This is a genomic window from Acinetobacter venetianus RAG-1 = CIP 110063, from assembly GCF_000368585.1.
GTDB lineage: Bacteria > Pseudomonadota > Gammaproteobacteria > Pseudomonadales > Moraxellaceae > Acinetobacter > Acinetobacter venetianus.
This window is the reverse complement of record NZ_KB849556.1, coordinates 50,655-65,445: the sequence shown is the minus strand read 5'-3', so window position 1 is coordinate 65,445 and position 14,791 is coordinate 50,655. Positions and strand designations below refer to the sequence as shown.

The 14,791-nt window shown below is 40.2% G+C and carries 12 protein-coding genes; 6 read left to right on the top strand and 6 right to left on the bottom strand.

Annotated features, from left to right (window positions below; translation table 11 throughout):
* Nucleotides 1-63 precede the first annotated feature (63 nt).
* From F959_RS00310 to thrC, 3 genes are all read left to right on the top strand, one after another.
* Nucleotides 64-879 carry a DsbC family protein gene (locus F959_RS00310; protein ID WP_004876357.1) on the top strand — a complete coding sequence of 272 codons (816 nt, stop codon included), beginning with the start codon at nt 64-66 and terminating at the stop codon, nt 877-879.
* A gap of 128 nt (nt 880-1,007) precedes the next feature.
* Nucleotides 1,008-2,309: a homoserine dehydrogenase gene (locus tag F959_RS00305; protein ID WP_004876356.1), complete on the top strand. Its 1,302-nt coding sequence runs from the start codon at nt 1,008-1,010 to the stop codon at nt 2,307-2,309.
* Between the two features lie 58 nt (nt 2,310-2,367).
* Complete coding sequence (thrC, locus tag F959_RS00300) at nt 2,368-3,507, top strand: threonine synthase (RefSeq protein ID WP_004876355.1); 1,140 nt, start codon at nt 2,368-2,370, stop codon at nt 3,505-3,507.
* A 57-nt stretch (nt 3,508-3,564) separates the two neighbouring features.
* Here the strand turns inward: thrC and F959_RS00295 are convergent, their stop codons facing one another.
* Together F959_RS00295 and pbpG are read right to left on the bottom strand one after the other, a co-directional pair.
* A complete protein-coding gene (locus F959_RS00295; protein WP_004876354.1) occupies nt 3,565-4,467 on the bottom strand; it encodes a hypothetical protein in 903 nt (300 codons plus the stop codon).
* Between the two features lie 246 nt (nt 4,468-4,713).
* Entirely contained in the window at nt 4,714-5,778 is a 1,065-nt protein-coding gene (gene pbpG / locus F959_RS00290; RefSeq protein ID WP_004876353.1) for a D-alanyl-D-alanine endopeptidase PBP7/8, read from the bottom strand.
* A gap of 211 nt (nt 5,779-5,989) precedes the next feature.
* Between pbpG and gacA the strand changes: the two genes are divergently transcribed.
* The 3 genes from gacA to F959_RS00275 are packed head-to-tail and all read left to right on the top strand — an operon-like array spanning nt 5,990 to nt 9,658.
* Nucleotides 5,990-6,625 (top strand): response regulator transcription factor GacA, encoded by a 636-nt coding sequence (gene gacA / locus F959_RS00285; RefSeq protein ID WP_004876352.1) that lies wholly within the window; start codon nt 5,990-5,992, stop codon nt 6,623-6,625.
* 14 nt (nt 6,626-6,639) lie between these two features.
* Nucleotides 6,640-8,205, top strand: coding sequence for a sensor histidine kinase (locus tag F959_RS00280; RefSeq protein ID WP_004876350.1), 1,566 nt, complete (start codon nt 6,640-6,642; stop codon nt 8,203-8,205).
* A 22-nt stretch (nt 8,206-8,227) separates the two neighbouring features.
* On the top strand, nt 8,228-9,658 hold the full coding sequence (locus F959_RS00275) for a sigma-54-dependent transcriptional regulator (protein ID WP_004876348.1): 1,431 nt from the start codon (nt 8,228-8,230) through the stop codon (nt 9,656-9,658).
* Nucleotides 9,659-9,695: 37 nt separating this feature from the next.
* Here F959_RS00275 and F959_RS00270 read toward each other — a convergent pair whose 3' ends face one another.
* From F959_RS00270 to lptF, 4 genes are all read right to left on the bottom strand, one after another.
* Entirely contained in the window at nt 9,696-10,871 is a 1,176-nt protein-coding gene (locus F959_RS00270; protein ID WP_004876346.1) for a S41 family peptidase, read from the bottom strand.
* Nucleotides 10,872-10,950: 79 nt separating this feature from the next.
* A complete protein-coding gene (gene gpmI / locus F959_RS00265; RefSeq protein ID WP_004876344.1) occupies nt 10,951-12,501 on the bottom strand; it encodes a 2,3-bisphosphoglycerate-independent phosphoglycerate mutase in 1,551 nt (516 codons plus the stop codon).
* Nucleotides 12,502-12,618: 117 nt separating this feature from the next.
* Nucleotides 12,619-13,689: an LPS export ABC transporter permease LptG gene (gene lptG, locus F959_RS00260; protein ID WP_004876343.1), complete on the bottom strand. Its 1,071-nt coding sequence runs from the start codon at nt 13,687-13,689 to the stop codon at nt 12,619-12,621.
* Nucleotides 13,689-14,789, bottom strand: coding sequence for an LPS export ABC transporter permease LptF (lptF, locus tag F959_RS00255; RefSeq protein WP_004876341.1), 1,101 nt, complete (start codon nt 14,787-14,789; stop codon nt 13,689-13,691). The genes lptG and lptF overlap by 1 nt, the downstream gene beginning before the upstream one ends.
* Nucleotides 14,790-14,791: the final 2 nt, after the last annotated feature.

Genomic DNA, 14,791 nt, shown 5'->3' with positions numbered 1-14,791 from the left:
TCATTTCATTTTTTTGCTATGCTTAGCCCCTTACACACATGAATACGTACAAAAAGGTTCTTTATGTTGTTTACTCGATCTCAGCTTGTAATTGCTTGCACATTAGCATCGACATTACTCCTAAGTGCCTGCTCTAAAGAAGATGCCGCACAAAAACAAGATGCTCTTACAGCAACAGCACCCGCAACAGGTGAAGCATCAACATTAAGCGAACGCAATGCACAACAACGTTTAGTTTCAACTTTAGAAAAGAATTTTAAAACAGCAAATATCAATGCCAAAATTATTACAATCAAAAAAACTGAGGTTCCAAACCTATTTTGGATCAGCTTAGAAGGTATGGGTTCAGTCTACGCTACTGCTGATGGCAAATATATTATCCAAGGTGATGTCATCCGTTTAGGTGACAAACAACTACATAATGTCAGTGAAGCACTACAAGCCACTGAAAATAAAAAGCACTTAGCTGCACTGAAAAATGAAGATTTAATTGTTTATCCTGCTAAGGATGGCAAAGCAAAACATGTCATTTATGTATTTACCGATTCAAGCTGCCCTTATTGCCATAAACTCCATGAACATTTAGGTGAAATTACCGCTAAAGGGATTGAAGTTCGTTATATCGCTTGGCCACGTGGTGAACAATTCATGCCAACCATGCAAGCAATTTGGTGTAGTGAAGATCGCAAAGCTGCATTCGATCAAGCCGCTCAAGGCTTACCAGTGTTAGCGAATGAATGTAAAAACCCTGTACGTGAACAATATCAGCTTGGTTTAAACATGGGTGTGAATGGTACGCCAGCAATTTACAATGTCGATGGTGAATATTTAGGTGGTTATATGACACCTGATGAAATCGTTCAACGCTTAAACAAATAATCCCTCTCTTCTTCTTTCAAAATAACGACTAGGGCGACAGATTAAAGATCATCTTAGCCCTAGTGTCTGCGCACTTTTTTAGCTATGATCAAGCTTCATTAAAACGATTGAATAAAATGGAGTGTGACGTGAAACCAGTTCGTCTGGCGATACTCGGTCTTGGTACTGTAGGTGGTGGAGCCCTTAAATTACTACAAGAAAATGCTGCTGAAATTAAACGCCGTACCGGTCGAGAAATTCAAATTACACACGTAGGCACTCGCCGTCCACGTCCAGATCTACAACTCGATGGAATTAAACAAAGCGCTGATATGATGGACATCGTCCGTCAACCTGATGTTGATGTAGTGGTTGAAGTTATGGGTGGCATTCACCCAGCTTATGAAATCATCATGGAAGCGATCAAGCACGGCAAACAAGTCGTGACTGCCAATAAGGCTTTGCTTGCTGAGCACGGTAACGAACTTTTCAAAGCAGCCGAAGACAATGATGTACAAATCGCCTATGAAGCAGCGGTTGCAGGCGGGATCCCAATTATTAAAGTCATCCGTGAAGGTCTTGCAGCAAACCATATCGAATGGCTTGCAGGCATCATCAACGGGACAGGTAACTTTATCCTGACTGAAATGCGTGAAAAAGGGCGTGCATTTGACGATGTCCTAAAAGAAGCACAAGAACTTGGCTATGCAGAAGCTGATCCAACCTTTGATGTTGAAGGCATTGATGCTGCTCACAAATTAACGATTTTGGCTTCATGTGCTTTCGGTATTCCTCTTCAATTCGACAAGGTCTACACTGAAGGCATCAGCAAAATTACAGCACAAGATGTGAAGTATGCTGAAGAATTAGGTTTCAGAATCAAGCATCTCGGTATTGCGCGTCGCGCTGAAAAAGGGATTGAACTTCGTGTACACCCTACACTCATTCCTGATGAACAACTCATTGCAAATGTAAATGGCGTTAAGAATGCGGTCCTTGTTCAAGCCAATGCCGTAGGCCCAACATTGTATTACGGTGCTGGTGCTGGTGCTGGCCCAACAGCATCTGCTGTTGTTGCTGATGTTATTGATATTGTGCGTGATATTTCATATACCGAAGACGGTGCTGGTACAATTCCACAGCTTGCCTTTGAAGCACTGACCAATATGCCAATTCTCAGTCGTGAAGAAATGACGACTGGATACTACATCCGCTTAAATGCTGAAGATCAAACAGGTGTATTAGCTGATGTAACGACGATTCTCAGTCGCGCAGGCATTAGCATTGATGCCATCATGCAACAATCTCGTCTCAAAGATTTGATTCCTATCGTGATCTTAACGGATCCAATTGTGGAATCAAAAATGGATGAAGCATTAGCACAAATTCAAGCATTACCTGCAATTCGTGGCGAAATCGTAAGAATTCGTTTAGAATCGCTCGATAGTTAATCAGGTTGAGGGAAAATGACTTCCCTCACCCCGCTCTACCTCATATTGGAACACCATCATGTCGAATGCCAATCGTTATACTGGTCTTGTAGATCGTTATCGTGACCGTTTACCTGTGTCTGCAACTACACGTGCAATTTCTTTAGGTGAGGGTAATACTCCACTGATTAAACTAGAGAACATTCCACGTCTTATTGGCAAAAACGTTGAAATCTATGTGAAATACGAAGGTCTAAACCCAACAGGTTCATTTAAAGACCGTGGTATGACAATGGCTGTGACCAAAGCAGTTGAGGAAGGTTCTAAAGCGATTATCTGTGCGTCTACAGGCAACACTTCAGCTGCCGCAGCTGCTTATGCAGCTCGTGCAGGCATCAAAGCGTTCGTATTAATCCCAGAAGGCAAAATTGCCATGGGTAAAATGGCACAAGCAATGATGTATGGTGCGATCACGATGCAAATTCGTGGTAACTTCGATGATGGTATGCGTCTAGTAAAAGAAGTTGCTGACCAAGCGCCAGTAACCATCGTTAACTCAATCAACCCTTACCGTTTGCAGGGTCAAAAAACCATTGCTTATGAAATTGTAGAAGCATTGGGTCGTGCACCTGATTATCACTGCTTGCCTGTCGGTAACGCGGGTAACATCACTGCGCACTGGATGGGTTATACAGAAGCTGTAGCAAATCAGCCTGCGGATCAGTTTGAGCAAGTGATCTATGATGCAGCGACAGATCAATTTACAGGCCCAAAACCAGAAGGCTTACCAACAATGGTTGGTTATCAAGCATCTGGCGCTGCGCCTTTCTTACGTGGCGCACCTGTTGAAAACCCAGAAACAGTTGCAACAGCGATTCGTATTGGTAATCCCCAAAGCTGGAATCATGCAAAAGCAGTTGTACGTGACTCTAAAGGTTGGTTTGATGAACTTCAAGACAGCGAAATTTTAGAAGCACAACGCTTACTTTCTATGTACGAAGGCGTATTTGTAGAACCAGCTTCAGCTGCTTCTATCGGTGGTGCTATCCGTGATATCAAAGCAGGTAAAATTGCTGAAGGTTCAGTCATAGTATGTACGGTTACAGGTAATGGCTTAAAAGATCCTGATACTGCTATCAAGCAATGTGCTGATGCTGTGATGTTATCTATTGATGCAACGATGGATCAAGTGAAAGACTCTATTCTTTCTAATATGTAAGCTATCTTTGATACATCAAAAAAAACCTGCTACGGCAGGTTTTTTTATCTTCAACCCCTAAGATTCTTTTTTCATTTCCTCAAACAGTTCAGCCCGCTGTTCATCGCTTAAATCCAATTCTTCGGCCAACTCCTGAATCAATTCTTCAACAAGAGCTTCAGCATCAAAGTCTTCATCCTCTTCTTCGCCCCAGTCACCTTCATCATAGCTATACTGCTTGGCTAGTTCGTTTTCAATCGTTTGTATTTCCTCTAAACTAATTTCTTTTATTTCAAATAAAGGCTGTTTAAGCAAAGGATTAACAGCATATAACCCCTCCTCCTCCCAACCCTGCAGAATAGTTAAAGTTTGACTTTTATTATTATATTTTAATGCTTTACTATTTTTTATTATGGCTTGTAATAATACAGGTTGTTCCGACAAATCTTCAAGTGAACCCTTAAGCTGGATATCCTCATAATCATAATCTGCAAAAATGGTTCTAACATTAGTTTTTAATTGCTCGGGCTGATCTGCATAAGCTAAACCTGCAAAAAACTCATCATGCTCTTCCACCCATTGCTGTTTTTTGACTGACCAAAGTGCATAAAACTTTGCTTCATGTTCAAACTGAATCAGTTGAAATTTATGCATATCTGCAAGTTGAATAAATTCAAAAGTATCCTCATCACTTAGGCTTTCAGGCAGCGTATCTCGAGAAACTTCACCTTCCTGATAAATATGTTCACCACAACGTAAAAAGACAAAATCATCCAATTGTTTTAATAGTGCCTCATCTGCATCAAACAATGATTCAACCTCATAAAGTGCAAAATCACGCGCCCCATTGATTTCTAGTTGCTTATAGGCTACTTCAGCTTGCTCTTTGTCTTGAAAAACTTTGTTAATACGGTTACCTGATACATAAAAAACTTCATCATTATAGCCAAAGTATTTTTCACGAATCACATAGGTGCTCATGTTGTTCCCCTAATTTATTTATCACTGACTTGTTTATTTTTTTGATGTAAACTTAAGCACTGAAAGATCAGCGTTGTTGATTCACAACATCATATGAGAAGCCACCACTTCTGCTTGTGTCTTAACACTAACCGATTTTAATTATTAAAACGAATATAATTTATTGATATATGACAAGTTATGTCGTTTTATTTAAGCATAAAAAAACTCTTCGTAACGAAGAGTTTTTGAATCGAATTAAGCGTATTAAATACGTTTTGGCAATGTCGCAACCCAGTTCAATAAATTCGTTGCATCGTTGGTACGTGCTTGAGAACTCGACGCACCAAGTAGCACGACAACAGCTGGACGAGAATTCACAGTTGTATGCATCACTACACAACGTCCCGCTTCATTGATAAAACCTGTTTTTGACAAGTTAATATTCCAACCACCATTACGAACCAAGGCATTCGTGTTATTCGATTTAAGAACACGATAACCCAAATTAAAATCATAAGTTGGTGTTGTAGAGAACTGGCGAATTAAACCATATTGTGAAGCAGTACTTACAAGAATACCCAAATCACGTGCTGAAGATACATTATGTGGATCCAAACCCGTTGACTCAGCATAACGAGTCGAATTCATACCTAATTGTTTTGCTTTCGCATTCATAGCTGCAACAAATGCAGAACGACCACCTGGATATGTGCGAGCCAAGGCAGCAGCAGCAGGATTTTCAGACTTCATTAAAGCAAACAATAACAGCTCTGCACGATTCATCGTGTCACCCACTCGTAATGTCGAGCTTGAGTTCTTACCGCCTGCACCCGCAAAGTCGATTGAATCAAGTGTGATCTCTTCAGACATATTCAAACGTGCATCAGCAGTAACCACAGCCGTCATGAGCTTAGTAATCGAAGCGATCGGCACAGACATATTGCTATTCTTGCTAAATAACACCTCACCTGTCTGCGCGTCCATCACCAATGCAGAACGTGCATTAACTGATGGTTGACTAGTTGATCCAAAGGTATCGCGAATCTGGACGCTTTTCTGCGGCGTAGCAGAAGAGGTAATTGTCGCAGAACCGCCATTACGTAAAGTTGTAGTAACCGACGTTGAACCTTGAGGGCTAATTTCTGTTTCATCATCATCCATTAACTGGCTAGCATCACTTGCTGACCAACTAATCGACGCGGACGAAGCGCTCACACTCGAAGCTGCCGAATTGTTGTTAACAACTAAATCAGCAAAACTTGTTGAACTCCAAGCCAACAAGATAGACATGCCTAGAACATGCATGACAGATTTTTTAGAATTTTTCACGACACAATACTCAACTCAGGACGCTGCACATTTGCGCTTACTATCATTATGCCTTACATTTGAACAAATCGGGTAAAGCATTTATAGACACAATTGTGTACAACTATTCTCTAATGATGAAGAATAGGATTGCTAATTTTGTCGTTTCATTGCAAGCTAATTTTGCTTTATGTAACAAAAAACCAGTTTTTTGGAAAAAAAGGAGGTCTTCTTGATCACTGTTCTTGTTGTTGATGATCATGAACTCGTACGCACAGGTATTTGCCGTATGCTAGAAGACCATCCAGATGTTGATGTTGTCGGACAAGCAGAGTCTGGAGAAGAAGCAATTGCGTTAGTACGTCAACTTCATCCACAAGTCGTACTACTTGATGTAAATATGCCTGGGATTGGGGGAGTAGAAACGACGCGCCGCTTGTTACAAACTGCACCCGAAACTAAGGTCATTGCCGTTAGTGGCTTAGCAGAAGAACCTTATCCTTCATTATTATTGAAGGCAGGTGCCAAAGGCTATATCACCAAAGGTGCGCCTATTGCAGAAATGGTTCGTGCAATTAATAAAGTGATGCAGGGTGGAAAATATTTTAGTGCAGATATTGCAGAGCAACTTGCTAGCTCATATCTCTCTGATACTCAACAATCACCTTTTGATGCACTTTCAGAACGCGAAATGCAAGTGGCCATGATGGTGGTTAACTGTATTAGTGCCCAAGAGATCGCTGATAAATTATTTGTAAGTGTAAAAACCGTAAATACCTATCGTTATCGTATTTTTGAAAAATTGGCAATTGATAGCGATGTCAAATTGACCCATCTTGCGATTCGATATGGACTGATTAAACCTTAATAAAGTGATCGCCTATGTTGGGAAAAATCGCTTCTTCTGTATCACAAACAGTCTATCGGCTGGGAATTTGGTATAGCGGCTATAGACTGATTATTTCAGTCAGTCTTTTGCTTATTTATATGCTCACGGCTGAGCAACTAGCCACCAACTATGACTATCCTTTTTTATATTTTTACACGCTCGTTTGCTATATCGCGCTGAATATTTTCCAGCTTTTTTTACTCCAAGTTCTTCCAATACAAACGTCTAAACAACTGATTTTTATCTTCCTTGTAGATGTGATTTGCTTAAGCTTAATTACGTTCTCATCAGGTGGTCCTAATCTCCAACTTAGCCTGTTGTATGTCATTATTATTTTCTCCTCCGCTATTTTATTAAATGCCCAACTTTCCCTAATTATCACGCTATTCGCAGTGATTATGGTGGTTTATCAACGCTTCCTTGGTAACTTTTTTGATTACAACAACTTAAATCATTTAGGCAATAGCATTTTCCTTGCCTTTCTGTTCTTTGTTGTTCATTCAATTGGGCGAATTGCAGTTCAACGTTTTAAGATTTTAGAAACCCTAACCTTTCATCAATCCATTGAGATTCATCAACTACAAAATATCAATCGTTATATTCTCGAACAGATTGAAGATGGTTACTTGGTCTTAGACGAAAGCAATCATATTGTGTTGACCAACCCTGCTGCCAATACGCTATTAGGCATTAATGTCCCTGTTTCTCAAGAAAAAACGCCATTAATTAAATGGCAACCTGACTTATTTGAGCTGATCAAATTCAGTGAGTTAGAAGATGGGGAAGAATTTACCTTTGAATCACAGCAAAGCCCATATACCGTCAATGTTCGCGTGAAGCATCTGGTTGTTCCAGAACAGCCTCTTTTTTTATTGATTTTGAAAGATGCGCAGAAGCTCAATCAACAAGTACAACAATTAAAACTTGCTGCGTTAGGACAGCTTTCAGCCAGTATTGCCCATGAAATTCGAAACCCTTTAGCTGCGATCGTTCAAGCAAATGATTTATTTAAAGACAGTGATGCTCATCAACAAGAAATGCTTTCTAAAATGATTCGCAAACAAGCGAAACGAATCGATAGTATTATTCAAGATACTTTGGGTATGGCTCGCAATAAGCCTACTGAACCACAAATTATTCATCTCGAAGAATTCCTTGCCAGTCTATTAAATGAAGATTTGGCTGATGCAAAAGATCAAATTCAATTAAATCTACTTGAACCAGTAAATATCTTATTTGACGAAAAACAACTTCGTCAGGTGATGATCAATCTGATTCGGAATGCTCTAAGACACAATGCAGAGAATGCAGAGTTCATTCAGATTAATGTCGACTTAAATAATGGGCGTACTCGCATAGATGTTGTCGATTTTGGGACAGGAGTCGCAAAACGAGATATTTCTCAACTGTTCAAGCCATTTTTTAGTACCGAAATTAAAGGAACTGGTTTAGGATTATATCTGTCTCATACTTTTTGTGAGGCAAATCATGCAAAGCTCACTTATGTAGAGCAACAACAAGGAGCATGTTTCAGGATTGAATGCTCAAAAATTCATTGATTAGATTAGGTTTTTCGGGGAAATGGCAACTAAACAACCACTCGTTCTACTCGTAGACGATGAAGAAGACTTATGTCTTTTAATGCAAATGACGCTATCTCGAATGGGGATCAAAACTCATTTAGCATATCGTGTAGAGCAAGCAAAAAAATTCTTTACCGAGTTTCAATACGATGCTTGTTTAACTGATTTAAACCTCCCAGACGGTAATGGTCTCGATTTAGTTAAACACGTCACACAAAATTATCCGAATACGCCAATTGCAGTCCTTACGGCTTACGGCAATATGGATACGGCGATTGCGGCACTGAAAGCAGGTGCTTTTGACTTTGTCAGTAAACCGGTCAATCAAACCCATTTAGATCAGCTCATTCAAAAAGCTTTAAATCGACCGCAACCTGAGCAAGAAGCTGCTGAAACAGCCTTAGAAAATAAGCTCTTGATTGGACGTTCTGCTCCTATTCAACAATTGCGTATTGCATTAAAGAAAATCGCCCGTTCACAAGCGCCTGTTTTCATTACAGGTGAATCGGGAACAGGGAAAGAAGTCGTTGCAAACCTTGTGCATCGTTTAAGCAACCGCAGTGAAGGTCCTTTTATCGCAATTAACTGTGGTGCTATTCCAACAGAGCTCATGGAAAGTGAGTTATTTGGGCATAAAAAAGGTAGCTTTACTGGTGCAACCCAAGATAAACAAGGGTTAATTTTATCAGCACATGGTGGTAGTTTATTTCTAGATGAAATTGCTGAACTGCCATTAAGTATGCAAGTAAAACTCTTACGTGCCGTGCAGGAGAAAAAAATTCGCCCTGTTGGATCTGATCAAGAGATTGATGTTGATTTCCGCGTGATTAGTGCCAGCCATCAAGACTTAGAATTACTTGTGCAGCAAGGGCGTTTTAGACAGGACTTATTCTTCCGTATCCATGTCATGGATATTGTTCTGCCTCCGTTACGTGAACGCGGCCAAGATATCTTGTTATTGGCAAATCACTTCATTCAAAAAATTAGCCAAGAGTGGGAGCTCCCTGCAAAATCAATTTCTTCGAGAGCAGAACAGTTTTTACTACAACAGTATTTCCCAGGAAATGTGCGTGAATTACGTAATATCATCGAACGTGCCATTACCTTAAGTGATGATGAAACGATTGATCTTGCTCATTTGCAAACTGCACCATTACGTAGTCCAATTCTCGCTCCTGCCGCATCACTTTCCGCGCCAGAAGACGTTGAATATGTACAACAGAGTCCAAGCCCAACCATGAGTTCTAAAAAGCTTCCTCCAGAAGGGTTGGAGCGCTATTTAGAAAATATTGAAAAAGAAGTTTTACTCAATGCATTGAATTTAACGCATTGGAATCGAACTTTAGCGGCGAAGAAACTTGGAATGACATTTAGATCATTACGCTACCGCTTGAAAAAATTTGGTTTAGATACTGAAGATGACGAATAATCATTAAAATAAAGCCCCTTTGATTAGGGGTTTTATTTTATAACTTGCTTTTCAGCGTGAACTCTGCGACATGATCCAAATAGTTATCTTCTTTTATCTCTGGAGATAAAGGATAGATTTGATTCGGCTGGATCCCTTGCCCTTCAATCATATTTCCATTGGGTGTGTAGTAGTGAGACACTGTCATTTGCAAAGCTGCACCATTCGGTAATGGGAAAAGCTTCTGAACAACGCCTTTACCATAACTATTCTCACCGATAACCCAAGCACGTTTATGTTCTTTTAATGCTGCTGTAAAAACTTCTGCGGCTGAAGCGGAACGACGATTAATCAGAATGCCAAGTTTAATTTTCTGAAACTTATTTGCTGGTAATGCCTGAAATTGCTGGTCGCCTTCTGAGCGACTCTTCGTCGTAACAATAAGCCCGTCATTCAAAAACAAATCTGCGGATTCAACTGCTGCTGAAAGCAAGCCGCCAGGGTTATTTCGCAAATCCAAAACAACCGCCTTTAATTTATTTGGATTGTATTCTTCAATAATCCGTTTAATTTCATTTGCCGTATCTTGTTGAAAAACGCGAATTTTTAAGACCAACACTTGATTATGCAGCAAATCAGGTTCAATATCCGTTTCGACCTTTTTATTTCGGACTAAAATTACCGTGCTATTACTATTTTCAGGTTGTATTTGAATGGTGCTACCAATCGAACCATATAACAGCCCTTGTACTTGGTCTTGGTTCAAATTCTTTAATTCTTGATTATCAATTTTGATGATGGTTTGACCATTTTTCAAACCGAGCTTATTTGAATCAGAGCCACTTTTAAGATCCTGAATCTGCCATGAACGAGTATGGTTATCATAATTGAGATTGAAATCAACAGAAGCGAGATCACCCTCTGTATATTGAATCAACTGACGGTATTCCTCAGCAGATAAATACCGAGAATAACGATCTAAGCCACCGACTAGCCCTTGAACGGCTTGTTGGAAAAGCGCTTCATCAGATTTTTTATCAACATAATTGTCTTTAACAATGCCATAAATCTGCACAAATTGCTGGATTGATTCAATCGGGACTTCAGCACTACGTGGAGCAGCCTCATCGTCCCATCCCGATGCATGTGTAATCGGTGCAGCAAAAGTGATATGTGACCAACACATCAACACACTTGCAAATAGTGCACGGTAAATGTTGTTGTGTTGAGTCATTCTTTCACCTTATTTATTTTATAAAATCTTCCTAAATCCCTATTGGATAAGAGGGACTTTCTTATCTTACAAATAAGAACTAGGTTGATTGTAATGTAATTAAGTTTTTACCTTGCATTTCACTTGGTACAGGAATTTGCATCAAATTCAAAAGTGTTGGAGCAACATCCGCCAATACACCACCTTCTGCAATCGTTGCCTGTGTTGGCCCGACATAAATAAAGGGGACTAACTCAGTGGTATGTTGAGTATGAACCTGACCACTATCATAGTCTTGCATTTGCTCTACGTTACCATGATCTGCCGTAATTAACATATGACCTTTGTTTGCCATCACCGCATCATAAACACGACCTAAACATGTATCGACCGTTTCGACCGCTTTTACAGCTGCATCAAAGACACCTGTATGCCCGACCATATCACCGTTTGCATAGTTCACAACGAGCAAATCAAACTCACCAGAATTAATCGCGTTCACCAGTTCATCAGTCACTTCGATTGCACTCATTTCTGGTTGTAGATCATAAGTTGCAACGTTTGGTGATGGAATTAAGATACGCTTTTCACCAGCATATTCATCTTCACGGCCACCACTAAAGAAGAACGTCACATGCGCATATTTCTCAGTTTCAGCAATACGCAATTGGGTTTTACCTAAACTAGATAGATATTCACCAATGGAGTTCTTTAATGCTTCAGGCATATAAGCAACTGGTGCATCAATGCTCGCTTGATAACGTGTCAACATGACAAATTTAGATAAATTCGGTACAACTTTACGCTCAAAACCGGCAAAGTCTTTTTCGACAAAAGCTCGGGTAATTTCGCGTGCACGGTCAGCACGGAAATTCATGAAAACAATGCTATCACCATCTTGTACTTTTACAGTTTCGCCAATACGGGTTGCTTTGACAAACTCATCATTCTCTTCTGCTGCATAAGCAAGCTCTAAGCCTTCTACAGCACTGTTGGCTACACGAGTCGCTTCACCCTCTGTCATCAAACGGTAGGCTTGTTCTACGCGATCCCAACGATTATCACGATCCATTGCAAAGTAACGACCAATCATCGAAACGATACGACCTTGATTTGGATATTGTGCAAAAAGTGCATCTAGTTTTTCTAATGACGGCTTGGCACTACGAGGTGGTGTATCACGACCATCTAAGAAAGCATGTAAATAAACCGTTGCGCCACGCTTTAATGCAAGCTCACACATTGCCACAATATGATCTTCATGTGAGTGAACGCCACCTTCAGAAAGCAAGCCCATTACATGAACAACGCCATTAGCTGTTTTAGCTTTCTCTACAGCATCCACTAACACTTCATGCTCAAAGAAATCGCCTGTACGAATATCTTTAGTAATACGAGTAAAGTCCTGATAAAGCACTCGACCTGCACCAAGGTTCATGTGTCCAACCTCGGAGTTGCCCATTTGCCCATCAGGTAAACCAACATCTTCGCCGGAACCAGAGATTAAACTATTTGGATGCTTTGCTTTCATCGCAGTCAAGTTTGGTGTTTTCGCTGCTAGATACGCATTATCTTCAACTGCTTCACGATGTCCCACACCATCCATAATTACAAGAACGTGAGGAATTTTGCCAGCATTTGCATCCGTCATAATGGACTCTCTGTTTGTCTATCATTTGATCGGCATATTTTACCGAAATTTAAGCGAATTCTCTACGACCTAACTCATGGCTTTCCTCAATGCTGAGGATAGAATTGTCAAATCAGTTTATCTTGCTCGATAAAGCAAATAACTGCCTACCCCAAACATCATGAGAATCGGCAATAACACAAACCACGCAGGCGAAGGTGCATACACTAAACTTGCATATCCCAAGAAATCTTGTAGATAGAAAAACCCAAGACCCGTGAACAAGGCAATAACCAAACGGAAGCCCATCGATTGTTGACGTAAAGGACCGAAAATAAACGAACAGGCGATTAATACCAATGCAATCATGGCAAATGGAGATGAAACTTTCTGCCAAAAAGCCAACTCATAAGTTTTCGGCACTTGGCTATATTCTTTTAAATATTGCATGAAGCTAATCAGCTGACTTGGTGATAAATCATCTGGATCTAAAGTCACCATATGTACATATTTGGGTTGTAAAGCCAAACCAAGAGCTTGTTGCTCATGATCCGTTTTAATAGCGTTCCCTTGAGCCAGTAAATCAACCTGATGTGATTGCTCTAAATTCCACTGACCATCTTTAACAAATTGACCTTTATCAGCAGTGATAAAAGACTGTAGGCGGTAATTTTCATCAAAATCAATGGACTGAATATTACGCAATTGCCCTTGCGAGTTCGCATAATCAATATAGGTAAAGCGCTGACCTTCGCGTGACCAATACCCCTTGACCTCACCTAAAGTGGCAACACTACGTTGTTTCTTAATACTTTGTGCTTTTTCATTGGTATAAGGGATCACCCACTCACTTAAGACAAAAGATAAAACAATCAATAAAAGTGCTGAACGCATAACCCAGCCAACGATACGCCACAGACTAATACCAATCGAGCGCATAACAATCAATTCACTGTTAGATGCTAAAGCACCCAACCCTAAAACTGAACCAATCAAAGCAGCAACAGGGAGAATCTCATATAAATAGCTTGGAGCACCCCACAACACATAGAGGAAAGCCTGCCATGCGTTATAGTTATCTTTGAGTGAACCCAATTCACCTAAATAGGTAAATAAAATCTGTAAAAATGACAAGACCAGCGTGGTTCCGAGCATCGCTAAAACCGTGGTTTTCACGACATGTTTGGCAACTATTCGACGTGCTAACATCACAACCCCACTCGCTGAATACTTTTCTTAATTTTTGGTGCTAACTTTTGTTTACGTGCAAAAATTGCCGCAGCAGTTGCATAAATTAGCAATGCTGCTGGATATGCCCAAACATCCAACTCACCTTTACTAATACGAGTCTTAATCGCGATCATCAATACAATTAAGCTGGCAAAAATAAAAATTGAAGGAATAAGACGATAATAACGACCTTGTCGAGGACTCACTTCAGACAACGCCACAGCTAACATTAATGCAACGACAATGACAAAAGGACCGAAAATTCGCCAACCCAATTCACTTCTAACAACTGAGTCGTCACGTTTTTGCCACAACTTACTCATTGATAATGCTTCAACATCATCACTTTCAAATTTAACATCCTTATCATTTTCTAAACGTAAACGATAAGACTGAAATTCGGCTTGCGTATATCTTGGCTGATTTGGATAAATTTCATAACGGCGACCTTGTACCAAGTCAACTACGTTTGCCGTGTCGTTCGCCATTTCAACGCGTGTCGCTTCTTTTGCCAGAATCATGACGTCTGGCTTATCTTCACGATCTGCTTTTTGATAATAGAAAATGTCTTTTAAGTTCTTTCGATCTTCTGAAAGAGAACCCGCATAAATTGTATAAGGGCCTGAGGAAATAAACTCTCTCGGTCGAACTAAATCAAAACCCGCACGAACGGCTTGGGTTTGCATCAAATTTTCATAAGCACGTATGCCTGATGACGAACCCCAGAACATTAAAAATGACTGAACAAACAAATAAACCAAAGTCATCGGCAGCAATAATCTTGCTAATTGATTTCGACTGACCCCACTGCCATTCAAAACTGCCATTTCATGATCGACATACAGACGACCAAATACCAACATTAGACCAATAAAGAAACCTAATGGCAGAATCAAAGTTAAGAATTCTGGCAGACGATAAGCAATAATACTGAGCAGCACGCCAGCATCCAAACGACCTTGTGCAGCTCGTCCAAATATCTTGATTAACTGACCACCCATGATAATTAACGTGAGTAAGGCAGTCACAACCAGAGAGGTGGACACCACTTGTTTGACGAGGTAACGCCGAATAATCAAAG

Bases quoted from the DNA above. Each gene is read 5' to 3' on its own strand.
- F959_RS00310 (WP_004876357.1), top strand. From the start codon at position 64: ATGTTGTTTACTCGATCTCAGCTTGTAATTGCTTGCACATTAGCATCG.
- thrC (WP_004876355.1), top strand. From the start codon at position 2,368: ATGTCGAATGCCAATCGTTATACTGGTCTTGTAGATCGTTATCGTGAC.
- F959_RS00295 (WP_004876354.1), bottom strand. From the start codon at position 4,467: ATGAGCACCTATGTGATTCGTGAAAAATACTTTGGCTATAATGATGAA.
- F959_RS00280 (WP_004876350.1), top strand. From the start codon at position 6,640: ATGTTGGGAAAAATCGCTTCTTCTGTATCACAAACAGTCTATCGGCTG.
- F959_RS00275 (WP_004876348.1), top strand. From the start codon at position 8,228: ATGGCAACTAAACAACCACTCGTTCTACTCGTAGACGATGAAGAAGAC.
- F959_RS00270 (WP_004876346.1), bottom strand. From the start codon at position 10,871: ATGACTCAACACAACAACATTTACCGTGCACTATTTGCAAGTGTGTTG.
- gpmI (WP_004876344.1), bottom strand. From the start codon at position 12,501: ATGACGGATGCAAATGCTGGCAAAATTCCTCACGTTCTTGTAATTATG.
- lptG (WP_004876343.1), bottom strand. From the start codon at position 13,689: ATGTTAGCACGTCGAATAGTTGCCAAACATGTCGTGAAAACCACGGTT.